The organism is Pseudomonas sp. GM24, from assembly GCF_000282235.1.
Lineage (GTDB): Bacteria > Pseudomonadota > Gammaproteobacteria > Pseudomonadales > Pseudomonadaceae > Aquipseudomonas.
Genome location: NZ_AKJR01000182.1, coordinates 1 through 26,203 on the forward strand (window position 1 = coordinate 1; position 26,203 = coordinate 26,203).

A 26,203-nucleotide genomic window follows, 5' to 3' on the forward strand; every position below is an offset into this window, starting at 1 on the left:
CTGCGATCTTTTGATCTTGATTCACAAAAGCAGGATCAAAAGATCGCAGCCTCGTTGCACTCGACAGCTCCTACACAGATCTGAGGTGGGTTTGGGAGGTGTAGATCGGGTTGATATCCCCGCAACCGGGCAAACCCCCACCCGTGGGCTATAACCCTATAGGGATGTATCGGGAAGTCGCCGCCATGAACATGCAGTCGAAATCGCTTCCGGTCGAGGAGGGCAATCTGCGCTTGGGCTCGCGCAAGCAGTCGTTCAACCTGCTGCGCTGGTTTTCGCTGATCAGCATGGCGGTGATCGGTACCGTGGCCATCGCGCTTGGCGCGGTGTCGACGCGTTTTGTCATTGATGAAAGCGTGCAGCGCGATGCCTTGCTCACCGCCCAGTTCATACAGGCCATCGCTTCGGCCGAGGTACGTCACGTTTCCATTCCCAATATCCGCACGATGGGTGAATTGCTCGACCCACGTCAGGACACGAATTTTCCCGACGTCAGTCCGCAAGCCCGGGCCGATGCAAGGGGCGAGTTTCTCGACCACATCGAACACCTGCCAGACGTGATTCTCGCCAACATCTACGCGCCGGACCGCCAGGTGATCTGGTCAACCAATCCCGCGCTGATCGGTACCAACATTCATGCCGATGAAGACCTCGATCGCGCCTTTAACGAAAAGATTCCGGTATCCGCCAGCTACCACGACGTCGACAAGGCCCGCGAAGAACAGAAATTCATCACGCCACCGGACTACATCTTCATCGAAAACTACATTCCGCTGTTTGACGCCGAGGGCAAGAACGTCACTGCAATGGTCGAAATCTACAAGGAGCCCAAGGATCTGATCGCACGCATGGAGCGCGGATTGGTTCTGATCTGGCTGGCGACTGCACTGGGTGGCGGGCTGATTTATCTGGGCCTGTACTGGATCGTACGGCGCGCGGCGATTCTGCTCGCCGCCCAGCAGAAACAACTTATCGCCAATGAAACCTTTGTCGCCTTGGGCGAGATGTCGTCCGCCGTGGCGCACAGTTTGCGCAATCCGTTGGCGACGATTCGTTCCAGCGCTGAACTGGCGCTGGAGTTCGACGCCGGCCCGGCGCAGAAGAACATCAACGACATCATCGGCCAGGTCGATCGCATGTCGAAATGGGTACGCGAACTGCTGCAATCGCTGCGTCCGCTCAACGATGATCCGGAACCGGTGAATCTGGTGGCAGCGCTGCACGAAAGTCTTGTCGCGTTTGAGCAGCAGATCACCAGAGCCGGCGTGCAGGTGGTGTTTCATCCGCAGCACACGCCCATGGTGCTCAGCCAACCGGTGCAACTGACACAGATCCTCAACAGCCTGCTGGCCAATGCACTGGAGGCGATGGACAAGGGCGGCACGCTGACCGTCAGCCTGGAACCGAGCGAAGACCGTGGCGTGTGCGTGGTGCTCAGCGACACGGGTAAAGGCATGAACGAAGAGCAACGGACCATGGCGTTCCGGCCGTTTTTCACCACCAAGTCTGGCGGCCTTGGAGTCGGTCTGGTCCTGGTCAAGCGCATCATGGAGCGCTTCGGCGGTGGCGTGACCCTCGACAGCCGCGAAGGTGAGGGCACCACCGTTCGTCTGGCCTTTCAACTGGTCCCCTGATTCGTCCATTCCTGCCGAAGCCTGCGATCTATTGACTGATCGTTCCCACGCAGAGCGTGGGAACGATCAATCTCAAAGATCGCAGCCTTCGGCAGCTCCTACATGAGGTTTGCATTACCTCAAAAAATTTATGAACTTCCCCCATCACTGGGTGTCAAGCCCCGGTCACCGGGGAGTGGGGGAACCCACAGACTTTCCAAGTCCCTGTTACAACTAGAAATAATTTCTTGGCGCAGTAGTTGCAAAACACCATCACCCCTTCCTTGATGAGGCGGCTGGTGATGGACAGAGCAACGCGTGACCCAAGCAACACTTTCCTGCTGACGCCTCTGAGCGTCTTTCTGATGTTGACCCTCGGCAGCATGGCCGGCGTTCGCGCCAGTCCCATTGATGACGAGCGACAGCCAGAAGTCTCCGATCCCTCGGCGTACTACGACGAACCGACCGACCGCGCCGGCGCGCTCAATAACATCCTGACCCTGCCCGAGGCCAACGAAGATTCCTTCGACTTGCCCGACGGCGTCAAAGGCAGCCGCGACTCGACCCGCACGGAAAACATTCTGCCGCCGACGGTGCAGACCAGTTTCAACTACCCCACCAACGGCAAGCCGAGCCCGCTCTATGGCGCGCAACCGTTCACCCAGCAGTTGACCCTGTTCGAAGAGTTTGGCCCGGAAAAGCTCGACCCGACCACCCCGGCCGCGCCGTTGCCATTTCCGCCGGCCGCGATCGGCCCGGCACCGGCTCAGGACCCGAACAACGTCGCCCGCAGCGCGCCACCCGGCAGCGCCCTCGACGCGTTCCTGCGTCAACCGGGGCTGACGCCATTCCCCAGCCAGTTCGCCAATGTCGTCGACCGTAACCCGTGGCAGGCGCAGATCGAAGTGTTCCTCAACCGGCACATCGGCTCGTCCGCCGAAGGTCGGCCACCCGGAAAAGGCTGGGCGCACCAGCGCTGGAACGAGTTCTACCCGCAAGTCGCTTACAAAACCGTACAGACCGGCGCGCGCCTCAACGGTGGCCTGCGTGACAGCGTGCAAATGCACCATTACGCGGTGGGCGAATTCGGCCCCGGCGGTCTGTACCACAACGTCGCCGGTGTACCGCTGACCGACGGCACCTCGAAGGGCGTCGACCCGCGTTTCCACCCGGCGATGCCGGCGCAAAACCACAACTCGGTGTGGACCTTCGACGGCACGTTGCCGCCGAAACTGTTGATGGTGCGCTACGGCCAACCGGTGATGATGCGCCACTACAACGGCTTGCCGATCGATCCGTCGGCCAACCGTGGTTTTGGCCTGCACACCATCAGCACCCACGAGCACAACGGCCACGCGCCAGCGGAAAGCGACGGCTATGCCAACGCGTTCTTCTTCCCGGGGCAGTTTTACGACTATCGCTGGCCGATCCAGCTCGCCGGTTACGACAGCATCAACACCAAGGCCGAAGACCCGCGCGCGGCGTTCCCCTGCGCACCGGGCGAAACCCTGTGGGTCAACGACCTCGCACCGGCGAAGAAGACCTGCGACAACGGCACCATCAAGATCCGCGGCGACTGGCGCGAGACCATGAGCACCCACTGGTTCCACGACCACATGCTCGATTTCACCGCGCAGAACGTCTACAAGGGCAACGCGGCGATGATGAACTACTACAGCGCGTTGGATCGCGGTAACGAGTCGGTGAACGACGGCGTCAACCTGCGTCTGCCCAGCGGCAGCGCTTTGCCGTGGGGCAACCGCGACTATGACGTCAATCTGGTGCTCGCCGACAAGGCCTGGGATCAACAAGGCCAATTGTGGTTCAACCCCTTCAACACCGATGGCTTCATCGGCGATCAGGTGCTGGTCAACTGGCAGTGGAAACCGACCCTTGACGTGCGTGCGCGCAGTTATCGCTTCCGCATTCTCAACGGCTCGGTGTCGCGCTACTTCAAACTGGCCTTGGTGCGGGAAATCAAAGGCAGTGGCGGCGAGTTTCAGGGGCCGAAAAACTCGGGTGTGACGTACAGCCGCGTGCCGTTCCACATGATCGCCAACGACGGCAACATCATGGAACACAGCGTGCCGTTCGACGGTTCGATGGACCTCGACGCCGATGGCGATAAACAGAACCACAACGCGATCCTGCCGACGCAAGGCATCGCCGAGCGCTTCGACATCATCGTCAATTTCTCGAAAAACGGTATCAAGCCCGGTGACAAGCTGTTCTTCCTCAACCTGCAGGCGCAGGACGACGGCAAAGGCCCGAAAGAAATGATTCCGCTGGCTGACGTACTTTCGGAGAAATACCTGCCAGTGATCAAGCAGACCAGCAATGGCCCGCAGTGGGACCGGGGAGATCCGGCGGTGGGCAAGGTCTTGCAGCTCAACGTCAAGGCCTACACCGGTCAGGATCTGGCGATGAACCCAGCGGCGTACGAGCCGGCCAAACCGGGCAAGGCTGAAGGGCTGGTGATGATCCCGCTGAAACTCCATCGCGACAACGCCGCCGATAAAGTCGTGCTGGCCAAGGCCCGCCACCGCACTTTCACCTTCGGCCGCTCCGACGGCACCGATGAGGCGCCGTGGACGGTCAAGACCGATGGCGGTTTCGGCTTCCACATGGACCCGCGTCGCCTGAATGCTTCGACGCAATTGTCGAGCGGCCCGACCGATGCCGGTGTTACCGGGTTCGGCACCCTCGAAGTGTGGAACATCAAGGCCGGCGGCAAGGGCTGGAGCCATCCGGTGCATGTGCACTTCGAGGAGGGGATCATCCTCAGTCGCGGCGGCAAGGCCCCGCCAGAGTGGGAAAAATGGGCACGCAAAGACGTCTATCGCATCGGCTCCGAAGCCGATGGTCTGGACAGTGTGGAAATGGCGATCAACTTCCGCGAGTTCGCCGGGACCTACATGGAGCACTGCCACAACACTCAGCATGAGGATAACTCGATGCTGCTGCGTTGGGACCTTGAGAAACCCGGGCAACTGCAGTTGATGCCAACCCCACTGCCAAGCTGGGACGGTGTGCGCTACGTCAACTCTGCCGCGCTGCCAACTTTCCGCAGCGGCGACGGTATGGGCCCACAAGTGGTGGTCAAGCCATGAACCGCCGCCACGTTGATAGCCAACCTGTGCATACCCCGCGCTCCCGGGCGCTGGGCATGCATCTGGTGTTGCTACTGGTCGCCTGTGTGCTCGGCAGCCGCGTGCTGCCGGCACATCAGGCCAGTGTCAGCGAGCCGTCAGCGGCCAGTGAATCCGCCACCCCGTGGGGTGGCAACTACTTCCCCAACACCTTGCTGACCGATCAGGACGGTCAGCAGGTGCATTTCTTCGATGACCTGATCAAAGACAAAGTGGTGGTGATCAACTTCATCTTCACTTCGTGCAGCGATTCCTGCCCACTGGAAACCGCGCGCTTGCGCCAGGTGCAGAAACTGCTGGGGGATCGGGTAGGGCAAGACATTTTCTTTTACTCGATCAGCATCGACCCGATCAGCGACACGCCCGAAGTGCTCAAGGCCTATGCGCAGCGTTTCAAGGTCGGCCCCGGCTGGAGGTTTTTGACGGGCGAATTCGAAGAGGTCACCGACCTGCGCAAGAAGCTCGGGCTGTTTATCGAAGGCGTCGACAATGGCCGCAGCAAGGATCACAACCTCAGCCTGATCGTCGGCAACCAGAGTACCGGGCGCTGGATGAAAGCCTCACCGTTCGAAAACCCGTGGATCCTCGCCGATCAACTGGCCAACACCCTGCAGAACTGGAAACAGCCGAGCATCGAGGAAAGTTACGCCAACGCTCCGGACATTCGCCCGCCGAGCAATGGCGAAGAATTGTTCCGCACCCGTTGCGCCTCGTGTCACAGCCTCGGCCCGCAGGATGGCCAGGGCCTTGGCATGCGCAGCATCGGCCCTGACCTGATCGGCGTAACCCGCCACCGCGATCCCGAGTGGTTGAATCGCTGGATCCGCGAACCGGATCGCTTGCTCGCGGAAAAAGACCCGATTGCCCTGCAACTCTACGAACAATTCGAGCGAATCCCGATGCCCAATCTGCGCCTCGATGAGCAATCCGCGCAGTCGATCATCGACTTTCTCAGCGATGAAACAGAGCGTCAGCAACCGTCCACTGCGGCCATGACCGACGGTGCTTTGACGCCAGTAAAACCGGGCGATCCAGCCGCGACGGTGAGTCAGATGCGGTAGCGGCGAAATAGCATCATTGAACCGTGTGTCGCGGTCAGAGCCACCTACACTGATGGCTGTAAGCAGCGCGATATAAAACTCCAGGGCCACTCCCATGCAGCGACTGGAAGCACAAAAAACCTCTGCACCGAACGCATCGGTCGCATGCAAGGGCTGGCGCGAGCAGTTCAATTTGCTGCGCTGGTTCTCGCTCGCGAGTTTTTTCATCATCGCCGCCGTGGCGTTGGGGCTGGGTTATATCTCCACACGCTTCGTGGTCACCGAAAGTGTCGAGCGCGATGCGCTGCTGACCGCGCAATTCGTTGAGGCCATTGGCGCGGCGGAAATGCGTCACGCCAAAATCAATCCGAACCGGACGATGGGCGAAATGCTCGACCCGCGCCAAGACAACCAGTACCCCGATGTTGACCCGGCGTTACAGGCTTCGGCACGCACCGAGTTTCTCGATCACGTCGAACACTTGCCGGATATTTTGCTCGCGACCGTTTATGCGCTGGATCGCACGGTGATCTGGTCGACCAACGCTGAGCTTATCGGTGTGCACATCAAGGATGACGATGAGCTCGACGAATCATTCGAGATGAAAGTGCCGGTGTCTTCCAGCTACCACAAGATCGACGATGAGAAACCCGAGCAGCAAATGTTGCGCGAACCGAAATACCTGTTCATCGAGAACTACATCCCGATGTTCAACGCCGACAAAAGCAAAGTCGTCGCCATGGTTGAGGTCTACAAGGAGCCGGCGGATCTGGTTGATCGCATCGACCGAGGTTTCGCCTCGATCTGGGCGGCGACCTGTTTTGGAGGCGCGGCGATATTTCTGGCGTTGTTCTGGATCGTCCGCCGCGCGGCGAAACTGCTGCAGAGCCAGCAGCAACAGTTGATCAGCAACGAAACCTTTGTTGCCCTCGGCGAGATGTCCTCGGCGGTGGCGCACAGCCTGCGCAATCCATTGGCGACCATTCGCTCCAGCGCCGAACTGGCCCAGGAAGTCGCCAGTCCCGGTGCGCAACGCAACATTGGTGACATCATCAGCCAGGTTGATCGCATGTCACGCTGGGTGCGCGAGTTGCTGGTGTCGCTGCGGCCGATGAATGACGACGGCGAGGCGGTGGATCTGGTCATGGCGGTCGAAGACACCGTTGGCGCCTTCGAAGCATTGATCAAACGCTGCAACGTCGAAGTGCGCTTCACACCGCAGAATTGCGCGCCGGTCGTCAGTCAAAAGGTGCTGCTGACGCAAATACTCAATAGCCTGTTTGCCAACGCCCTCGAAGCCATGCCCAAGGGCGGTGTGCTCAGCGTCGAGTTCGAATCGCCGCAGCCCGACAGCGTGCGTCTGACCGTGAGCGACACCGGCAAGGGCATGAGCGCGCAGCAGCAACTGTTGGTGTTCAAACCGTTTTTTACCACCAAGCAGGGCGGCCTCGGGGTTGGCCTGGCGTTGGTCAAAAGAATCATGGAGCGTTTTCAGGGCTCGGTCGTTTTGACCAGCAAAGAGCAGGAGGGAACCCGCGTCAGTCTCAACTTCAAAGTGGCATCGGGAGGGGAATATGGAACACAGCATTCTGCTGGTCGAGGATGACGAACTGTTGGCCGAAAATATTCAGACCTACCTGGAGCGCAAAGACTTCGAGGTGACAGTCTGCCATTCGGCCGAAGACGCGTTAGGGCAACTGGAAACCTTCATGCCCGACATCGTGCTGACCGACAACTCGCTGCCGGGCATGAGTGGTCACGACCTGATCCAGAAGCTGCGCATCAGCGCGCCGGATCTGAAAGTGATCATGATGACCGGTTACGGCAACGTTGAAGATGCCGTGGTGGCGATGAAGGAGGGCGCCTTTCATTACGTCACCAAACCGGTCGCGCTGACGGAGCTCAAACTGCTGCTCGACAAGGCCCTGGCCACCGAAAGGATGGAGCGCACGCTGTCGTTCTATCAGGAACGTGAAGCGCAGAAATCTGGGGTGCAGGCGCTGATCGGCGACTCGGCGCCGATGCAGTATTTGAAGAACACTATCGGCCAGTTGCTCGATGCCGAGCGACGCATGGCCAACACCGATCTGCCCCCGGTTTTGGTGGAAGGCGAGACCGGCACCGGCAAAGAGTTGGTGGCCCGGGCGTTGCACTTCGACGGCCCGCGCAGCAAAGGTCCGTTCATTGAATTCAACTGTGCGTCGATCCCGTCGAATCTGGTCGAGTCGGAGCTGTTCGGGCATGAGAAGGGTGCGTTCACCGATGCCAAGGATCGCCGGGTCGGACTGGTGGAGGCGGCGGATGGCGGCACGCTGTTTCTCGATGAGATTGGCGAGATGGATCTGCTGTTGCAGGCAAAGATTCTGAAGTTGCTGGAGGACCGCACCATTCGCCGGGTTGGCTCGGTGAAGGAGCGCAAGGTCAACCTGCGGGTGATCAGCGCGACCAACTGCAACCTGGAGCAAATGGTGCAGCAGGGCAAATTCCGCCGCGATCTGTTTTTCCGCTTGCGGATCATTTCGATCAAGGTGCCGCGCCTGTACGCGCGGGGCGACGATATTCTGCTGCTGGCCCGACACTTCCTTGCCAGTCATGGCAAACGATACGGCAAACCGAATCTGCATTTCAGTCAGCAGGCGGAGGAGTTGCTGCTCAGTTACACCTGGCCGGGCAATGTGCGCGAGTTGCGCAATATGCTCGAACAGACCGTGCTGCTGGCGCCAAGCGACACGATCGCCGCGCATCAACTGAATGTGTGCATGAGTCTGTGCGACGAGCTGCCGCCGCAGCATCAGCATCAGCATCAACATTACGAGGCTGCGCCGCACTATGAACCGCGTCCGGCGAGCAATATGGAGTCGATGAACCTGCCGGAAGTCGAACGCGACATGGTGCGCAAGATGCTCGACAAGACCGACTGGAACGTCACCAAGTCCGCGCGCCTGCTGGGCCTGAGCCGCGACATGCTGCGCTACCGCATCGAAAAACTCGGCCTCGCCCGCCCTGACAAACGCCAGTGGTAACCCCACCGCAAATCCCCTGTAGGAGTGAGCCTGCTCGCGATAGTGGTGAGTCAGCCAACAAACAGGTCGACTGACACACCGTAATCGCGAGCAGGCTCACTCCTACAGGGGATCGAGGGTGCAGCAGATGTTGTGGGCAACCCGGATCAATGCTGCTGCCGACTCAAACACTCCAGCACACAACTCGGATCCAGCACCTCGTCATTCACATAAATCCCACGCTCGGCATCGTAGGTGCGGATAAACACCCGCACCGTCGCATCCGCCACCGTCGGCAGTTGTGAATCGTAGAATTCATGGTCACCCGGAAGTACCACAAAATCCTGCGGCGCCGTATCGTCGTAAGGCTTGGGCGGCGTGGAACCCAGCGAATACGGAGCAGGGTGGGCGAAGGGCTGGTTGGGCCCGTAATAATTGAAATTGCTGTCCAGCGCTTGCGCCTGAGTGGCAGCGAGCAGACAGCCGGTCAACAACAGCCGATCGAGCATTAGCATGGCGGCACCTGCGAGTGCGGTATTCCCCAAGGCTATTAACTATAGCTGCCCGACATTCAAACAACCGGGTGATTGATCACGTGCTCCGGTTGTGCGCAGGCCTTGAGCACATAGCCGATTGCGCGAAGAAACTCTTCGTTATCCCCATCTGCAAGAACCTGGGACAGGTATTCGCTGATGGCTTCGTCACTGTCCAGCAGTGCTATCACGTCGAAATTCGTCAAAGTCTGGCTCATGGTTAAGCCTCCTTAGCCATTTTTGTGCGCGTCGGATGACTGCGCTTTGTGAGGGTATCCACGTGAGCAGAGTTGAATAGTCAGCCGTGTCCTTTATCTGTTTTGATAATTCGCCGACATTTGTAGGCCAGAACACCCTGATATGTAGGAGCTGCCGCAGGAATTGGCTTACAAGTTTGCAACAACCGCAATTGCCGGGCTGATCTAGACTCGGATCCGCTCAATCACCAGCATCGTCCGGAGTGCGCTATGGAAGTGCCCAACAATAAAACCGCCATCGAGAGCAATCGACAGGCGTGGAACGATTCCGCTCGCCATCACCAGGATTCGCCTGGCTGGCAGGCTTTGCTCGGCGAGGTTGCGCAGGCGGATTTCTCTTGCCTTGATGAGACGTTGAGCGGGTTGCTGGAGGTCGATGGCAAAGATGTGATTCAACTGGGCTGCAACAATGGCCGTGAGAGTCTCTCGCTGTTTGCGCTGGGTGCCAGAAGCGTGGTCGGTGTCGATCAATCGGCGGCGTTTCTTGAACAGGCCCGCGAGCTGAACAAGCGTTCACCGCACAACGCCGAGTTCATCGAAAGCGATATCCATCATTTGCCAGCGTCGTTGCAGAACCGCTTCGATGTGGCGCTGATCACCATTGGTGTTTTGAACTGGATGCCGGACATCGGCGAGTTCTTCCGCCATGTCGCTTCAACGCTGAAACCGGGTGGCCAACTGGTGATCTATGAAACCCATCCGTTTCTGGAAATGGTCGATCCGGAGGCGGAAGATCCGTATCGCCTCGCCAGTTCGTACTTTCGCGCCGAGCCGTTTGTCCAGGAAGAGCCAATTGTCTATGGCGGCAAGGTTGAGCAGCAGTCGGCGAAGTCGTATTGGTTTGTGCATAACCTTGGCGCCATCTTCAGCGCTGCCATTGCGGCGGGGCTGAATATTGCGCACTTCAAGGAGTATGCGCATTCGAACCGGGAAGAGGTTTATGACCGGTATTTGAATCAAGAGGCGCAGATGCCGATGTGCTTTACCCTCGTCGCCACCAAGGCGTGATTGATCGGTGCGGCAACCGGCCTCATCGCGAGCAGGCTCACTCCTACATTTGAAATGCATACCCCTGTAGGAGTGAGCCTGCTCGCGATGGCGGCATCAAAGCCGCCACAAATATCCAGACTGAATCAAGCCTGCGCCGCCGCCGTCACTACCGGTCTTTCCGGCTTGCGCAGCGCCTCCAGTCTCGAGTTGCTGTAGTTCGATTCGCGGAAGAAACGCCAGTGCCCGAACAGGTCGTAAACATGGGTGATATGCCCTTGTTCCTGATAGCCCAGGCGAATATGCATCTTCAGCGCCTGTACATTGGCGTTGTCGCAGATATCCACGACTTTTTTGAAGCCTCGGGCAGACATGACTTGCCAAAGTGCGGTCTGTGCATCGACGGTCAAGCTACTGCCGAAATAGTGCCGGGTAATTTCGGCACCGAACTGAAAGTATTCACCGGGCTTGACCGGGAACGTGCAGCGGTAGAAGTGGCGGTCGTAATAGTCTTGAGTGCTGGCCCAGACGAACCCGACGGTGTGACCGTCCTGGTCCAGGTACATATGCCCGGTATGTCCTTCAGCGGCCAATTCGGCCATGGTCTCCACGCGGTCACCAAAGTACTTGCCGAATGCCTTGGCGTTGTCCTCGGTGATGTCGACTCTGCGCAAACCTTCGCAGGGGCGCAGTTTGTTCGGGGCAATCGGCGTGACCAGGTCGCGCTCCATCCACAGCAGTTCACGATGAGCGAACACGTAACGTTTCCACAGCGCGCCAAGGGTGCGGCGCAGGCCTTTTTGTTTGATGCGCAGAAGCAGATTTTCGATGACGCTCATGATGCCCTCCGAGGCGCTAGCCCAGGTGTGTTGGATGGTGTTGCCGGTTGAGTTTCGGATGTGTTTGCCGCCGTCGAGTTGCCGGCACGCTGTGCGCGCCATTTTTGCAGGGCCGGTTTGACGTGGTGCCAAAGGCGTAGCCCCAGGCCCAGCAGCAAGCCGCTGGGGCGCCACGAGTAGAAACTCCAGCGCCAGTGCTCCAGTTGCCCGGTCATGCGTTCGTGCAGTTGATGGCTGGAGTTTTCCAGGCTGACCCGCGACGCATCGATCCAGCGCCAGTGCTCATCCAGCCCCCAACGAATCCATTCCTCCAGCAACACTCGGCCGCTGCCGAGGTCGGCGTACTGCGGTAAAAATGCCAGGTTGTAATCGTAGAGCCGGCCCTGTTCGAGCAGGCCGAGGCGATAGCTGATGCAGCGGCCGTCCAGCTCCAGCGTCACGACCCGCACCAGGCCTTGGTCGGCGAGGGCGGTGAAAGCGCTTTGCATCCACTGGCGACTGCGTTCGGTGGCGAAAATGCCGACGCCCTCGTCACCTTTCCAACTGACCGCCTCGACTTCCTGCAGCGCTTCTAAAATCGTAGGCATCGACAGCGCATCGGGGGTGATTCGCCGCACTTGCGCACCGCATGCGGCAATCCGTTTGCGCGCCCGACGCAGCTTGTAGCGCGGGTCACCGGAGATCTCCTGATGATCGGCGTCGCTGATCAGATGCACCGGCACCCGGCAACTCAGGCGTCGTTCAGCTGTGGAACTGCGCGCCATCCATTCGGTGAGCGCACTTTCTTCACCGGCAGGTTCCGACAGTTCGTTGAGTTGCAGCAGCGCGTGGGGCAGATGCTTGCGGATCAGCACCAGCGCCTTGTGCATGTCTTCGCTGCCGAGCAACGACAGCAGGGCCAGGCGATCGGCCATTGGATAACCCAAGTGATGCAAAACGCGAAACGGTACGCCAGTGAAGCGTTCGCGGCTGGGCACCAGTGGCAGGCACAGCAGCAATTGCTCTGCTTCCCAGCCGAGCAGAATGTGCAGGCGCTGATCCTCGCCCATGGCCTGCTCTGCCGCGCACAACCAGCCAAGGTTGTTGAACGGTGTGTGGTCAGCCACGCGCAGGCGCAGTGCCTCGTAGGCTGTTGCCGGGAAGTCGGCAGCGCACAGCGATGTGCGCCATTCGAATCGCATCACCATGGGTTCAGGCCGCCGTTGCTGTGACAGGTGGACGGGAAGTTTTACCCAGCGCCGCCAGACGCGAGCCTCTATAGCGGGTTTCGCGATAGAAGCGCCAGCGGCCGAACAGCGTGTAGATATTCATGATCCGCTGTTGTTCGGTATAGCCCATGCGCAGGTGCAGCTTGAGCGCCGGGATGTTGCTCGAGTCACAGACATCGACCACTTTGCGGCAGCCTTTCACGGCCATGGCTTCCCACAGGCGCAGTTGCAGATCTACCGACAATTCGGTGCCCCAGTAGGCACGGGTCAGTTCGCCGCCGAACTCGAAAAACTCGCCGGGCTTAACCGGGAACCGGCAACGGTAGTAATGCCGATCGAAATAGTCGCGTGGCGTGCCCCAGATAAACGCCACGGCATCGCCGTTGTCGTCGATATGCATATGCCCGGTGTGACCGTCACTGGCCAGCTCGGCCATGACACCGACGCGGTTGCCGAAGTAGCGGGTAAAGGCGCTGGCGTTGCTTTCGGTGATCTTCAGCATGCGCAGTGGCGGGTAGGGTTTGAGGTTGTGTGGCGGCACTGGGCTGACCAGATCGCGCTCCATCCACAGCAGTTCCTGATGGGCAAAAATGTACATTCTGCGGATCTTCGCCAAGGTCGCTCGCAGGCCTTTACGACGGATATGTCCGCTGAGTCTTCGCAAAACATCCATGGTCTCTTCTCCTGTTGAGGATCCCACGCACAGCAAGAGGCTCGCGGGGCAGAACATCGAAGGGCAGTTCATGAAGCGCTCCAGTTCAGGGCAAACAGGGTTTGCCCCGGCAATTCAAAACGCACGCGCCCGTTTTCACAGACAAACGGTGCGTCGTGGCTGCGATTGTCAGCGCCGAAGAAACGCAGGGCGCTTTGCTTCAGCGGGCACCGGGCGCCGCTCAGATCAACGCGTTGCAGGCGCGTGCCTTTGTTCACCCCGAGCAGTGCGCGCTGCTCGTCGCCGGCCATCGCCAGGACATCCACCTCAAAAGCGTCGTTATCCAGTTGCAGCACTTGCGGCAGCCAATGCCGGGCGATGAATTGCTGGGCAAGGCCCACCGGTTTCAGCTCGAAGCGACCATCGTCATGTATGCGCACCATGCCTTTGCCGTAGGGCGGTTCGTCGGCGGCCTGAAACCAGTTGAGCATGCTCAGCAGGCCATCCTGAGAGGCGTTGATGACCACCGAGGCCCACCACAGCGCGGTGTAATGGGTTTCCTGATCGTAGGGGCTCAGGGCTGAGCCACTGGACAGATTGGTCTGATCCAGCAGCAACGCTTTGCGTGGCTGACCTTTAGCGTCCAGCCCCACCAGGTCTGCTGCGCGGCGTACGCTCTCGCGGTAGACCCGGGTCGCCAGCAAGTCGCGAATCATCCATTCATGCCAGGCCAATGCATCGACCTGATCGGCGGATTCACTGAGTAGACGCCGCGCCCAATCGATGCCGCGCTTGTCTGCTGCGTTGCGGGCGAACGGCCCGTTGACAAAACGTGAACTGGCGGGCATTGCGATGCGCACGCCGGCCCTGGCATTGGCCGGATCGCTGCGCACCTGGCGGGCCATGCTGACAAAAATCGCCCGATAATCTTCGTAGCTCGAATAGTTCAGGTTCGGCTCGTCGGCGAAGCCGATGTAATGCGTGCCTTGACCCTCCAGGGCACGAGTGCCGGCGAGCCATGCCTCAAGGCCGTTGTTGCTTTGCACATCGGCGCGCAGATTGGCCTGACGCCCGGTGCCAGCGAGCAGGGTGATGTCCTGGCGGATGCCGAAGCGAGTCTGATAGAGCTGACGAACCGGGTCTGCGAAACGGGTATTTTTCGAAGTGACGTCAACGTAGCTGTAATAACTCGCCGCACTCGGTTTCAAGGCATCCAGTGCGGCATGACTGGCCGCGGGCGGCATGAGATTGGGCAGGGCAATGCCCAGATCGGGGGTGCGGCCGAGCACCTTATCGTGCAGGGTCAGGCGTACCTGGCCCGACTCTTCACGCAAGGGTTGGAGCTGCTGCGGATTTTGCGCAAACAGATTGGCCGTGCCGTCGAGCCAGAATGCCGCTTTGCCGCTGCCCTGCAGGCGCAAGCGCCAGACCTGGGGCCGGTCGCTGACCGGCAAGGCCACTTGATCGAATTGCCAATAGGCGCGGTAGGGCTTGAGGGCCAACGACAGTTGTTGTCCATCGTCTATGCGCTGGGCTTGCAGCGCGTTGACTCCGCCATGGTATTTGCCGTTCAGCACCGCGTGTTCTCCCGGTGCCACTTGGAAAAACAGCTCATCGCCATTGCCGGTTTCGACACTGAAATGCACTTTGGCCGGGCTGAACAGCGCCACTGTTTTATCGTCATGCTCGACGCGATAACTGCGGAAGCTGTAGCCGGGAATCTCCAGGCGATAACTGGCAGCGCCGGGCAGCAACGGCCAGCTCTGCGAACCGCGAGTTTCGCTGGCTTTGATCAGCCGTTCGCCCTGCAGCTTGCCCTGACCGTCGAGCAGGTAAAGATGCTCTTCGTTAGCCTCTGCCTGCCATGCCGGCACCCATCGCACTGTTACGGTGTCCGGGCGATCCGCTTGCAGGTACAGACTGCCGTCGCGCAGGTCACCCCACTGCATCGGCGCCGCGAAACCGTTCAGCGTCAGGCCGAGTCCTAACAGCAGGGCCAGGCGTTTCATGCTGTCTTCCGACGTTGCAGCATCAACCACATCGGGGTGATGTCGCTGGGCAGGATGATCAAGGTTTGCCAGAACGGCACGTTGCTCAAGCGGCAATAAAGCACCAGCATCGCCACCGTCACCGCCAGATAGGCGATTGATGAAGCCGCCGCTGCACCGACAATGCCGAAGGCAGGAATCAACAGCAGATTCAGCGCCAGGTTGAGCAGAGCGCCGATGCCCATCAGCAACGACACCGTGCCGGGGCGATCCTTGCCAATCAGATCCAGCCGCAGAATGCTCGCATAGCACAGGCCCAGCAGGCCGGGCAGCAACGCGAGCAGCGCTGGATACGCCGGTTGATACGCCGCACCGAACAGCGTGACGATCAACCATTCGCCGATCACTGCCATCGTCAGGCAGGCGCCGAGCATCACCGTGGCGGTCAGGCGCAGGGCCAGCGGCGTGACCTTGTCCATGCCTTTGTCCTGTTGCAGCAGTCGCTTCATCAGCGGTGTGGTGACCGCCTCCGGAACGATCAGCAACAATTCGGCGGCGGCGCTGGCCATGGCGTAGTGGCCGAGCGCGGTACTGCCCAGCAGGGCGCCGATAAACAAGTAGTCGGAGCGCAGAATGATCTGTTGGAACAGCAGATCCGGATGGCTGCGCGCACTGAATCGCAGCAGCTCGTTCTGGCTCGCACGATCCCATTGCAGTTGCAGCGGTTGTGCGCGTTTGAGCCACATCCAGCCGACCAGCACCACCAGACTGATGCCGGCCAGCCAACTGATCAGCGCGGCTTCGAGTGCGGCCTCTTTCCACATCCAGAACAGCGCAACAAACAACAGCAGCGGCGCGAGGGATTCGATCAGACGCAGAACATTGAAGGCGACCACGCCGCCCGACGCGTTGTGCAAGGTCAGCAAACCGCTTTTAAGGACGGTCAACGGCACCGCCAGCAGCAACAGCCACGCCAGCAGACCGAGCTGCATCGTCACATCGAGTTCGCTGCCGAACTCACGGGCCAGCGCGACCACCAGCAAGGTCAGCAGCCCGGCCAGAACACAGCCGAACACCAACACCTGAGCGAGCAACAAGCCCATTGGCCGCTGATTGGCCGCTTGATAACCGACTGCCGAATTCAAGCCGCCGCTGGTCGCCGCGCTGATCAGATCCGGCAGGGTGCTGAGCAGGGCGAACAAACCGCGTTCACTCGGGCCGAGAATCCGCGCCAGCAACACATTGCGCAGCAGGCGCAAGGCAATCATTGCCAGTTTGGTGCCCATGCTCAGGGCCAGATGCTTGAGGTAGCTACCGCGACTCATGACCTTGCCCCGCGATAAATGCGCCACGACAACAACGCCGGATTGCAGGCGATGCGCTGACTGACGCCGAAGCGCGGCAGGTTCAGCGGGTCGCCTTCGCCGCGATAAATGCCGGTGCCGGTGCCGAGGGCGAACGGGTAGTCGTGATTGGCGATCTGCTCGCGCACGCGTTCATCGTTGTCGCCGTTGGGGTAGCAATACACCGGCAGTGGGCGGTTGCAGCTGTTGTACAAGGCATCGCGGCTGCGGCTGATTTCTTCGTTCAGGCGCTGATCATCAAGGCCGGTGAGGATGGCGTGGCTGGCACCGTGCGGGCCAAAGCGCACCAGACCGGAAGCCTCCAGCGCGCGCACTTGATGCCAGTCCAGCGCTTGCGGCTGTGATTCGGCTGGGCACTCATCGGTGAGTTTTTCCAGTTCCTGCGGGTCAAGCGTCTTCAACCCTTGGAGGAAATGCAGCAGCGCCAGGCTGCGGCGGTCGACATCGATGTCATCGAGCAGTACCGGCAATGGGTGATGCATGAACTGCAGGCACTCGATCAAGTGCATCCGCGCTTTTTCACCGTGGCTGCCCCACAGGGTTTCGCCAAGGCTTTCCCACCAGAAACGCTGACGGCTGCCGATGAAATCGGTGGAGAGGAAAATGCTCGCCGGTACCTGATGTTTCTGTAGCAGCGGGAAGGCGTTGACGGCGTTGTCGCGCCAGCCGTCATCAAAGGTCAGCGCCACCCGTGGGCGCTCGCTGCGCAGCGAATTGGGCTGGAGGATTTCCATCAGCGGCACGCAATCGAAATGCCGACGCAGCCACAGCAGTAAATGCTCGAAGGCCTTGGGCCCGACGCACAGTTCATTACGGTGCGGCAGGTTGGCGGCACGGTCGTTGGCCAGCACCCGATGCAGCATCAGAATGACCCCGGCACCGTGCAACTGGTTGCGCCCCACTGACGAGTTGAGATAAAGCCAGCCGCTGGTGCGTTTCAGCAGTTGTTTGATCGCCATGGCATGAGTCCTCTCAACGATTCTGGTCAGGATTCCACTGTGCGTAGCGTTGCCCGCGCAGGAACTGCCACAGACCGACGCTCATGCCGGCCAGCGTCACCAGCAGGAATGCTGCGAGGCGGAACGGTTTGGGTAAACGGTGTTGCGAATCCAGCAGGCCGGCGATGGCAACCGCGTAGCCGAGCAATTGCGCAATCAGGCTCAGGCGATAGAAACCGTGCTCGTTCCACAGCCAGAAATTGCTCAGCAGCAGCGGCAGCAAGAGAATCGGCGCGAGACGGCGGATCAGTTTGTGGCTGATCAAGGCAATGGAATAAAGGCCGTACTTGAACGGGTTCAGCAGTGCGCTGCGTTGCGCCAGACTTTGCAGGCCACCAACCGTGACCCGCTGGCGGCGGCGCCATTGCTTGCCCGCTTCATCAACGCCCTGGTCGATCACTTGCGCCTGGGGTACGTAAACGATGCGTTTGTGCGCGACCGGCGCGCAGGTACTGATGAAGAAGTCGTCGTTGACCTCGGCCGGTACGTTCTGGAACAGCTCGCGGCGCAAGGCGAGCAGGGCGCCGTCGGCGGAGACCATGCAGCCGGTGCGATTCTCGACCCGGCGCAACCAGCCTTCGTAATGCCGATAGAGGCTGTCACCAATACTCAGGCCACCACCGGTGACCGGGATCACCATGTGCCCGGCGCAGGCACCGACCTGCGGATCGCTCAACGGCGCGAGCAAATGGCCGAGGGTGTCGCGCGACCATTGGTTGTCGGCGTCGGTGAACACCAGAATGTCGCCGCTGCTCACAGCGACGCCGGCATTCAGTGTGGCGGCTTTGCCCTGGCGCGGCAGGTCGAGGACGGTGATGCGCGGATCGATCACTTTGTGCGCGCAGGCCACGGTGTCATCGCTCGAGCCGTCGCTGGCGAGAATGATCTGCAGCGCTGCGGGCTGATAATCCTGGGCCAGCAGGGTGCGCAACTTGTGCTCGATGTGTCGCGCCTCGTTGTGCGCGGCGATGACGATGCTGACGTTCAGCGGCGGTGCCGGCGCGTGCCGCCAGGCCGGGAACAGCGGCGCCAGCAAGGTCAGCAGCAGCGGATAGCCGATGTAGGCGTACGCCGGCAGCACAAGGCACAGGCAAAAAATGAATTCAGCCACGGGCGGGCCTCCTGGCGTTCCAATGACACAGACTGAGAACAAGTGCCGCGCTGGGCAGGTGCAGGCGTAACCAGTGCAGACCCCACAGCTGCAAGGTGAGGCGAGCATTGTGGTGCTTGATACTCTGCCGCACGCTGAGCGCCAGACTCGGCAGCAGGGTCAGCACCAGCAGGATCACCGCGAGCTGCGCGAGGCCGGCGAGCAAGGCAACGATCAGTAGAAAATCCGTCATCCAGACCAGCAACGACAGCAGCGGAAAACGCAGCAGGCGCAGGCTCATGCCATGGGTGCGCAGCAACTGCAGATGGCTGCCCTGGCGCCACAGCTCCTTGCCCATCCACTCGCGCCAGTTCATTTCGTAGCCCCAATGCAGGGCGATGCTGTTACTGGTCGACAGCAGCCGAGCGCCCTGTGTGCTCAGACGCAAGGTGTATTCCTTGTCTTCGCCGGTGCGCAGGGTTTCGTTGAATCCGCCGACGACGTCAAACCAGCGTTTGCGCATCAACAGGTTGGCGCTGGGCAGCCAGTCCACGGTGCGACTGGCGTGCGCTGATGGACGCAACATGCGCCGTTGCCAGGCGGTCGCGTACCACGGCGCGGCGGCGGGGGTGTGCAGATCCAGGCCAAAAATGTCGCCCTGATTCTGCGCTTCGAGAGCGAACAGTTCGCTCAGCCAGTCTTCGGGCATTTCGATATCGGCATCAATGAACGCCAGCCATTCACCGCTGGCAACCGTTGCGCCACGATTGCGCAAGGCGCCGATCAGCAGGCCGGGCAGCACCAGCACCTGTGCACCGAATGCGCGGGCGATCTGTGGCCCGTCATCAGTGGAACCGTTGTCGACGACGATCAGTTCACAGTCGATGTCGGCGGCGTTCGCAGCTTTGCGAGCGGCCAGGAGGGTGCGGCCGATGTGCCGTGCCTCGTTGTACATCGGAATGACGATGCTGATCCGGCTCATGCTCTGGCCTCCGTCAGCGGTGCTTGCTCGGCTTTCAGGCGCAGCACCCAGGTCAGTGCAAGCATGATCCACAGGTATTTCAGGTTCGGCGCGCTGAGAAACATCAGAAACAACGTCAACGACAGAAAGCTCATTCCCAGATGGGTCATCAGGTCCGCGTGCTGCCATTCGCGCCGTTGCAGCCATTCGCGTCGTGCGCGGATCAGGTTGTAGAAACCCTGCACGAGCAAGCCGACAAACAGCAGGCCGGCGGGAATCCCCAATTCGCTGAAGATCTCCAGATAAGTGTTATGCGCCCGGCGATACAGGTCGCCGATCTTGCGGTTGGCCGAGAATGCCTTGGCATAACCGGTGGTCGCATAGTGCAACGGGAAGGTCCCGGGGCCCGAGCCGAGCAGCGGATGCTCGCGGATGATCTGGCTGCCGACGACAATGTACGAGGCGCGACGGCCGAGGGATTCATCCTGAGCCTTGGCCCCGGCGCTCAAGATGCTCAGCGACTGGATGCGCGCCAGATAACCGGCAGGCATCGCATAAATCGCCAATGGCAGCACGATGGCGGCGCCGAGCATGGCGAATCCGAAGTGCCGCGGACGGATACGGTTGAGGTGCTGGCGGTAATGCCAGACCCCGATCGCCAGACTCAAGGCCAGTACCACCAGGCCTGAGCGCGACTCGGTTTTGGTCATGCCGCCCAGCAGCAACAGGCAGCAGCCGGCCCAGAACAATCGTTGCAGCAGGTTCGGGCTGCGAATCACCAGCAGCAGGCCCAGCGGCACGGCGAAGGCGATCAGCAGAGCAAAGGCATTCGGGTCTTCGAGCAGGCCGGCGGCGCGGCCCTTGTCCTGGAATCTGCTGGAAAACATCGCCATCGCGCAGGTCGCGCTAACGCTGAGCGTGACCAGCCGGGCGAACAGATCGAGGTTCAGCTCGCGGCCGATCAACAAAGTGATCACGAACAGAATCAAGCCCACGCTCAGTTCACGCAGATGACTCTGTGACATGCCCATGTTGTCGGTTGCGAGCAGGCTCAGCAGGTACAGCGCCATGAAACCGATCAGGTAGCGCCACAGATTGCTGCGCAGGCGCTGCGATGGAATCTGATGCAATGCCAGTTGCAACGCCAGGATCAGTGCCAGCGAAGCACCGATGAATTTGCTTCCCGATAACGCGCTGTCCTTAAAGAACCCTTCAAACGGCACCAGCGCGGCAATACCCAGCAGGCCCCACGACGGTTTGCGGTACAGCACCGTGAAACCCAGCAGCCCTAGCACTGCCCCCGGCGCCAGATACGGATAAGGACTGACCAGCAAAGCCATGCAGACCAGTGCCAGCAGGCTGACGATCGAGAGCGGGAAAATCATGCGCGTGCCTCCCCTGCCGTGTGGATGTACAGCTGCGACCAGCGTTCAGCCAAAGCCTTGAGGTCGTAGCGTTCCTGTTGTGTGCGTCTGGCGTTGTCGCGCAGTTGCGCGGCCAGCTTCGGTTCGGCCAGCAACGTGTCGAGCTGACGGGCGAGGGCGGCGGTATCGGTCGGTGCGGCGAGCAGGCCGTTGTGGCGGTCCTGCAAGACATCGGGAATGCCACCGACCGCGAACGCCACCACGGGCACACCGGACTGCATCGCTTCAAGCAGAATCATCGGTGTACCCTCGGTGCGCGAGCTGATCACCAGCGCATCGAGTTGCTGCCACCAGCCTTGCATCGCCGTCTGATAGCCCGGCAAGCGAATCCGCTGTGGTAAACCGGCAGCGTCGATACGCGCCTGCAAGGCTTCACGTTCCGGACCGTCACCGAGCATCACCGCGTCCAGTTGCGGATGCTGGTGACACAACGCAATCAGCGCATCGAGAAACAGATCCGGGCCTTTCTCGCTGCTCAACCGACCGACGTAACCGACCAGCCAGCGTTGTCGTTCCAGCGGCGGCGGCGTTGGCGCCGCTGGCAAACCGTTGGCAATCACCTGCAACTTCTCCGCACGAACGCCAGCCTGACGGTGCAGCGCAGCGATGCTTTGCGCTACGCAGACCACTCGCTTCACCGAGGCCGTGCGGCACAATTGCAGGCTTAGCCAGGTGTAGAACTTCTGCTTGCGACTGCGCGGGGTGAAACCGTGCTGGGTGATGACCAGCGGCAGGCGCAATAGCGTTGCGCCGACCCAGCCAAACAGTTGTCCTTTGAAGTTGTGCGTGTTGAGCAACGGCTTGTCACTACGGCGCTGATGCAAGTGCCGCAGTAGTCCGCCGAGCCCGGCACAGCCGCGGGCGTCCACCCCGGCCTGACGAAAGCGCTCGATCAGCTCGGCTGGCGCGTCGAGGAACAGCACCTGATGCTGCCCCGGCGTCGCCAGGCAATGATCCAGCAACATCCGCTCGGCTCCGTAGAAGCCGCCGCTGCTGAGCAAATGAATGATCGGCAGGGCGACGCACGGGGTGGACGCCGCGTTCAATTGCGCACCCAGTGAACCAGGCTGGGCATGGTCCAGTTCTTGTGCGGATTGCCAGGCTGCGACGTTTCTTCATTGATTACCAACAGCACCGGCAGGCCCAGTTCATGACTGATTTGCGCCGGATGTTTGAAGCGGTGATCGAAGAACTCACGCACATAGACGAAGGCAATGGCCAGCAGCAGACCGGTGAGCAAACCAAACGGAATGATCAGCATCGGCTTGGGAAACGCCGCCTCGGTCGGTTCATACGGCGGACTCAAGACACGGGCGTTGGACAAGTCGTTGTCCAGCGCGCGGGTCGTGCTGCTTTCGGCAAAGCGTTGCGCATAGGTTGAAAACGCTGCGTGCAATGCGCCGATCTCGGTGTCCATCTGGCGCAGCTTGCTTTGGGTTTGCTGCAATTGATGGATGCGATTCTTGAATTCGGCAATGCGCGCAGTTTTCTGCTCGATGACCTGGCTAACCACCGACAGGTCGATCGTGCGTTCCTGGATGCGGTTGTTGACCACTTTGAGGAACTGCTGGCGGGTGCGGGCAATTTGCTCGCGGGTCAGCAACATCGGTTCGCTACTGGGTTGAAATACCGCGAGGTCGTTCATATAGCGGCTGACCTGAGTGGTCAGTGCCTCGCCCATCTGCCGGATCTCACGGTCTTCGAACGCGATGTTGTCCACCGTAGTGGTGAAGGTGAACGGGAAGGTGTAGTCGTTGAGCTTGTTGGTGTTGGCGGCGGCCAGGCTGGTTTTCAGGTAATCGAGCCAGCGCTGGCTTTGCAGCAAGCGATCGCGATACAGGTTGAGTGCCTGCTCTTCAGTGTTGATCGCGTTGAGGCGAAAGGTGATTTCCTCTTTCGGATCGGACGAACCGACACTTTCCAGCAGGCTCAGCCGTGCGCCTTCCAGACCGTCGAGCCGCACCTGATATTGATGCTTCTTGGTCTCGTAGAACGAGTGCGGCAGCTCGATCGATTGCAGCGCCTGACGATCGACCAGATAGTTGCGCAGCAACGTGGCAACGAACGTTGTGCCCTGGGCAGGATCAGGGAAGCTGTAGACGATTGAGATCACATTGGAACCCGGCAGGGTTTCGATCTTCAGATTGTCGATGGCTTCCTGGGTCAAGCCATCCAGTGCCGTGTCGCGCACCGGATCGGTTTCCATGCCCAGTGCATCACGCAGCGGATTGATCACGTATTCGCGCAGCGGCGTGCTGACGTAATTCTTGAACGGTTCGCCGAGCAGCTTGCTGAGCATCCCCGGCGGCGGGTTGTACTGACCCTGATCGCGCAGTTCGCTGATGGTCTGACGGATCAGCGCCGGCGAACGGAGGATATTGCTTTCGGTTTCCATATCCGCCAGCGATGGCGGAATGAAGGTGGCGTTGTCCTGGGTCAGCGAGGTGGTCGCATCGCCCTGAGACAGTTTTTTCGACTGCACGATCACCTGTGCGGTGATATCGAAGCTCTGTTTGAGCAACAGCGGCAGCAACAGCGCGATCACTGCAAAGATCAGGAAGATGCGCTTCACCAGTTGCTTGTTGGCGAAGAAAATCCTGAAGAACTCGTGCAGGTAATTTTCTTTTGGGTTCATGTCGTTCACCTGAGAGTCAGTTGTCACTGCCTTTGTTGTCGACGCGGTAGCCGAAGCTGAAACCCACGCCCTGGAACAGCACCACATCGGCCAATTGGCGGGCGAGTTCGCCGGCGCTGGCCAGTTTGGTTTTCGGTACGTAAAGCATGTCGTCCGGTTGCAGGTAGGCGATCTGTGGCGCATCGCCCGACAGTGCTTTCTCCACGTCGTAGTTCATGGCCTGCACCTGATTGCCGTTGCGCCGCATGATCACCACCGAATCGAGACGCGCCTTGACATTGGTACCGCGCGCCAGGGTCAGCGCCTCAAGCACCGACACTGGACGGCGGATCGGGTACGAGCCCGGTTGAGCGACTTCGCCGAGTACGTAGATCTCGTTGCCGGCGGTGGATTTCAGCAGCACATCCACAGTCATCCGTCCCGGCAATTGCGCGTACTTGCTATTGAGGAAGGTTTCCAGTTGATTGACCGTCATGCCTTGCAGCGGCACAGCGCCGATTTCCGGAAAACTCGCATAGCCATCGGTGCCGACGGTGATTTCGCGGCTCATGCCGGTGGCCGGGTGGTTCAGCGCGCTTTTGAGGTTCTGCTCGTTGCTCAGCGGGCTGAGAATCTGCACCGAGAGCTGATTGCGGTTGGGCTGGAACAGCTGCTTGCGTTGATAGGCGCGCTGGATTTCCTGCCGCGCCTCGTCGCTGGTCAGCCCGGCGATTTTCACCGAGGTGTTGGCGCCCGGCAGTTCGATGGTGCCGTCAGGCAGCACCAGTTGCGTGCCGTTGAGCTGACTGGCGGCGGTGAAGTTCAGGCCGATCTGGTCACCCGACTGCACGCGGTAAGCGTCCGAGCCACTGGTACTGATGTGGAAAATCACATCCAGCACATCTTTCGGGCGCAGGGTCTGCTCGACCCTCGGCATGTCGGTGGCCTGCGCATTGGCCGGTGTGGCGGTGAGGATATTCACCGGCATGTTGCGGGTTTCGGAATTGCTGGTGCAGCCTGCAAGCGGCAGCAACAGCAGGACAAGCATTTTGGCGTTCATGGCGTCATCCTTTGCGTTCGCTTACAGGTTTTTGTAAAGCCATTTGGGCATGTAGTACTTGCGCCGGTTGAACACGCTACCGACCACTTTTGCCCCGGCCTGGGTCAGGCGTTGCACGGCGGCCTGGGCGACTTCCCAACGGGTGTCTTCGGCGCGTACCACAAACACCACGCCGTCGACCTGAGTGCTGATCACCAGCGTGTCGGCGTCGGAATACACCGCGTCGCCATCGATCACCACAAAGCGGTACTGGCTGCCCAATTGATCAAGCAACGGGCTCAGACGCTCGGCGGTCAGGTGCTCCAGGGTGCGGATCGGCCGGCCGTTGGGCAGCACGTGGAACGGCAGGCTCGAGACCTGCACCACGCAGTCCTGCAACAGCGGCGGTTTGTCGGGGTTGAACAGCAAGTCGCGCAGGCCGCGCTCCTTGCTCAGGTTCAACTGCTGGGTGAGATTGCTCGCCGACTGACTGGCATCGACCAGCAGCACTTGGCCGCTGCTCATTTGTGCCAGTTGGCCGGCCAGCGCCAGCGCACTGGTGGTGGTGCCTGAGCCGGGGTTGGCGGCGGTCAGGAACAGGATCCGCAGATCGAGATCCAGCACGGTCGAGGTCAGGTTCGATTCGCTGGGGTTGGCGATGCTCAGGCTTTTGTTGGTTGAACCGTCCATTAGCTTGCTCCGTGGCCGCTGAATACTTTGAAGGGGGTTTTCAACAGAATCTTCAGATCAAGCAGAAGGCTCTGCTCGGCGATGTAGCTGAGGTCCAACTCAACGCGCTGGTCGAAGTCGATATTGCTGCGTCCGGAGATCTGCCACAGGCCGGTCATGCCGGGGTAGATCGCCAGACGCGCGAGGTGGTTGTCCTTGTAGCGGTAAGCGTTGAACGAGGTCGGACGCGGCCCGACCAGGCGCATGTCGCCGGTCACTACATTGATCAGGTTGGGCAATTCATCGAGGCTGGTGCGCCGCAGGAAACCGCCGATGCGGGTGATGCGCGGGTCGTGGTCGATCTTGAAATCGATCGCGTCGGCACCGTGTTTGTTGAGGTGACGCAGCGACTCTTTCAGTTCTTCGGCGTTGGCCACCATGGTGCGAAATTTGAACATGCCGAATTTGCGGCCGCGATATCCGGTGCGTTTCTGCACGAACATCACCGGCCCGGGGCTGGAGAATTTGATGACCAGCGCCAGACCCAGCAACAGCGGCGAGATCAGCACCAGGATCAGCAGCGCCCCAAGGCAGGCGACCACCCGATTGGTGCGTGACAGTTGCCATGGCCGACCGCCGTCGCGGCCCGTAAACCAGCCGCGACCCTGGCGATGAATCGCCGCGTCGAGACGCATTCGGTGCTCGGGATCCACGCGCTTGTCGCGGCGCATTTCTTGGATCGCTACACTTTTCTCATGTCCAGTCATGGAGTCCTC

Annotated in this window: 21 protein-coding genes and 1 pseudogene; 6 read left to right on the plus strand and 16 right to left on the minus strand. The window is 60.3% G+C overall.

Annotated elements, in window-relative coordinates:
• Window positions 1–185: 185 nt before the first annotated feature.
• The 5 genes from PMI23_RS19790 (at window position 186) to PMI23_RS19810 (ending at window position 8,825) form a co-directional block, all read left to right on the plus strand.
• On the plus strand, window positions 186–1,634 hold the full coding sequence (locus tag PMI23_RS19790) for a sensor histidine kinase (RefSeq protein ID WP_007919415.1): 1,449 nt from the start codon (window positions 186–188) through the stop codon (window positions 1,632–1,634).
• A gap of 281 nt (window positions 1,635–1,915) precedes the next feature.
• Complete coding sequence (locus PMI23_RS19795) at window positions 1,916–4,723, plus strand: multicopper oxidase domain-containing protein (protein WP_007950081.1); 2,808 nt, start codon at window positions 1,916–1,918, stop codon at window positions 4,721–4,723.
• Window positions 4,720–5,823, plus strand: a complete 1,104-nt coding sequence (locus PMI23_RS19800; protein WP_007919418.1) for an SCO family protein — start codon at window positions 4,720–4,722, stop codon at window positions 5,821–5,823. The genes PMI23_RS19795 and PMI23_RS19800 overlap by 4 nt, the downstream gene beginning before the upstream one ends.
• A gap of 94 nt (window positions 5,824–5,917) precedes the next feature.
• Window positions 5,918–7,408: a sensor histidine kinase gene (locus tag PMI23_RS19805; RefSeq protein ID WP_007919419.1), complete on the plus strand. Its 1,491-nt coding sequence runs from the start codon at window positions 5,918–5,920 to the stop codon at window positions 7,406–7,408.
• Window positions 7,377–8,825: a sigma-54-dependent transcriptional regulator gene (locus tag PMI23_RS19810; RefSeq protein ID WP_007919420.1), complete on the plus strand. Its 1,449-nt coding sequence runs from the start codon at window positions 7,377–7,379 to the stop codon at window positions 8,823–8,825. The genes PMI23_RS19805 and PMI23_RS19810 overlap by 32 nt, the downstream gene beginning before the upstream one ends.
• Before the next feature lie 146 nt (window positions 8,826–8,971).
• On the opposite strand, the gene PMI23_RS19815 is transcribed toward PMI23_RS19810, so the two are convergent.
• Both PMI23_RS19815 and PMI23_RS19820 read right to left on the minus strand, forming a co-directional pair.
• Window positions 8,972–9,319, minus strand: a complete 348-nt coding sequence (locus PMI23_RS19815) for a hypothetical protein (RefSeq protein ID WP_007919421.1) — start codon at window positions 9,317–9,319, stop codon at window positions 8,972–8,974.
• Window positions 9,320–9,417: 98 nt separating this feature from the next.
• Window positions 9,418–9,555, minus strand: a pseudogene (locus tag PMI23_RS19820) (helix-turn-helix domain-containing transcriptional regulator); the annotation flags it as partial.
• Window positions 9,556–9,804: 249 nt separating this feature from the next.
• Here PMI23_RS19820 and PMI23_RS19825 point away from each other — a divergent pair.
• Entirely contained in the window at window positions 9,805–10,602 is a 798-nt protein-coding gene (locus tag PMI23_RS19825) for a class I SAM-dependent methyltransferase (RefSeq protein WP_007919425.1), read from the plus strand.
• A gap of 125 nt (window positions 10,603–10,727) precedes the next feature.
• Here the strand turns inward: PMI23_RS19825 and PMI23_RS19830 are convergent, their stop codons facing one another.
• The 14 genes from PMI23_RS19830 to PMI23_RS19895 all read right to left on the minus strand — a co-directional run bounded on the left by PMI23_RS19830 (window position 10,728) and on the right by PMI23_RS19895 (window position 26,194).
• A complete protein-coding gene (locus PMI23_RS19830; RefSeq protein WP_007919427.1) occupies window positions 10,728–11,420 on the minus strand; it encodes a hypothetical protein in 693 nt (230 codons plus the stop codon).
• On the minus strand, window positions 11,417–12,607 hold the full coding sequence (locus tag PMI23_RS19835) for a GNAT family N-acetyltransferase (protein WP_007919432.1): 1,191 nt from the start codon (window positions 12,605–12,607) through the stop codon (window positions 11,417–11,419). The genes PMI23_RS19830 and PMI23_RS19835 overlap by 4 nt, the downstream gene beginning before the upstream one ends.
• Window positions 12,608–12,611: 4 nt before the next feature.
• Window positions 12,612–13,301 (minus strand): hypothetical protein, encoded by a 690-nt coding sequence (locus PMI23_RS19840; protein ID WP_007919433.1) that lies wholly within the window; start codon window positions 13,299–13,301, stop codon window positions 12,612–12,614.
• Between the two features lie 68 nt (window positions 13,302–13,369).
• The gene (locus PMI23_RS19845) at window positions 13,370–15,289 is read right to left on the minus strand and encodes a hypothetical protein (protein ID WP_007919434.1); all 1,920 of its coding nucleotides are present in this window, start codon (window positions 15,287–15,289) and stop codon (window positions 13,370–13,372) included.
• Entirely contained in the window at window positions 15,286–16,593 is a 1,308-nt protein-coding gene (locus PMI23_RS19850; protein WP_007919435.1) for an oligosaccharide flippase family protein, read from the minus strand. The genes PMI23_RS19845 and PMI23_RS19850 overlap by 4 nt, the downstream gene beginning before the upstream one ends.
• Window positions 16,590–17,591 (minus strand): polysaccharide deacetylase family protein, encoded by a 1,002-nt coding sequence (locus PMI23_RS19855; RefSeq protein ID WP_007919436.1) that lies wholly within the window; start codon window positions 17,589–17,591, stop codon window positions 16,590–16,592. The genes PMI23_RS19850 and PMI23_RS19855 overlap by 4 nt, the downstream gene beginning before the upstream one ends.
• Before the next feature lie 13 nt (window positions 17,592–17,604).
• Window positions 17,605–18,741: a glycosyltransferase gene (locus tag PMI23_RS19860; RefSeq protein ID WP_007919437.1), complete on the minus strand. Its 1,137-nt coding sequence runs from the start codon at window positions 18,739–18,741 to the stop codon at window positions 17,605–17,607.
• Window positions 18,734–19,702, minus strand: a complete 969-nt coding sequence (locus tag PMI23_RS19865) for a glycosyltransferase (protein WP_007919439.1) — start codon at window positions 19,700–19,702, stop codon at window positions 18,734–18,736. The genes PMI23_RS19860 and PMI23_RS19865 overlap by 8 nt, the downstream gene beginning before the upstream one ends.
• Window positions 19,699–21,066, minus strand: coding sequence for an O-antigen ligase family protein (locus PMI23_RS19870; protein WP_007919446.1), 1,368 nt, complete (start codon window positions 21,064–21,066; stop codon window positions 19,699–19,701). The genes PMI23_RS19865 and PMI23_RS19870 overlap by 4 nt, the downstream gene beginning before the upstream one ends.
• Window positions 21,063–22,151 (minus strand): glycosyltransferase family 4 protein, encoded by a 1,089-nt coding sequence (locus PMI23_RS19875; RefSeq protein WP_007919470.1) that lies wholly within the window; start codon window positions 22,149–22,151, stop codon window positions 21,063–21,065. The genes PMI23_RS19870 and PMI23_RS19875 overlap by 4 nt, the downstream gene beginning before the upstream one ends.
• Entirely contained in the window at window positions 22,148–23,740 is a 1,593-nt protein-coding gene (locus tag PMI23_RS19880; RefSeq protein ID WP_007919472.1) for a GumC family protein, read from the minus strand. Before PMI23_RS19880 ends, PMI23_RS19875 begins: the two co-directional genes overlap by 4 nt.
• Before the next feature lie 16 nt (window positions 23,741–23,756).
• Complete coding sequence (locus tag PMI23_RS19885) at window positions 23,757–24,779, minus strand: polysaccharide biosynthesis/export family protein (RefSeq protein ID WP_007919474.1); 1,023 nt, start codon at window positions 24,777–24,779, stop codon at window positions 23,757–23,759.
• Window positions 24,780–24,800: 21 nt separating this feature from the next.
• Entirely contained in the window at window positions 24,801–25,448 is a 648-nt protein-coding gene (locus tag PMI23_RS19890; RefSeq protein WP_007919476.1) for a CpsD/CapB family tyrosine-protein kinase, read from the minus strand.
• Window positions 25,448–26,194, minus strand: a complete 747-nt coding sequence (locus PMI23_RS19895; protein ID WP_007919478.1) for a sugar transferase — start codon at window positions 26,192–26,194, stop codon at window positions 25,448–25,450. The genes PMI23_RS19890 and PMI23_RS19895 overlap by 1 nt, the downstream gene beginning before the upstream one ends.
• Window positions 26,195–26,203 lie beyond the last annotated feature (9 nt).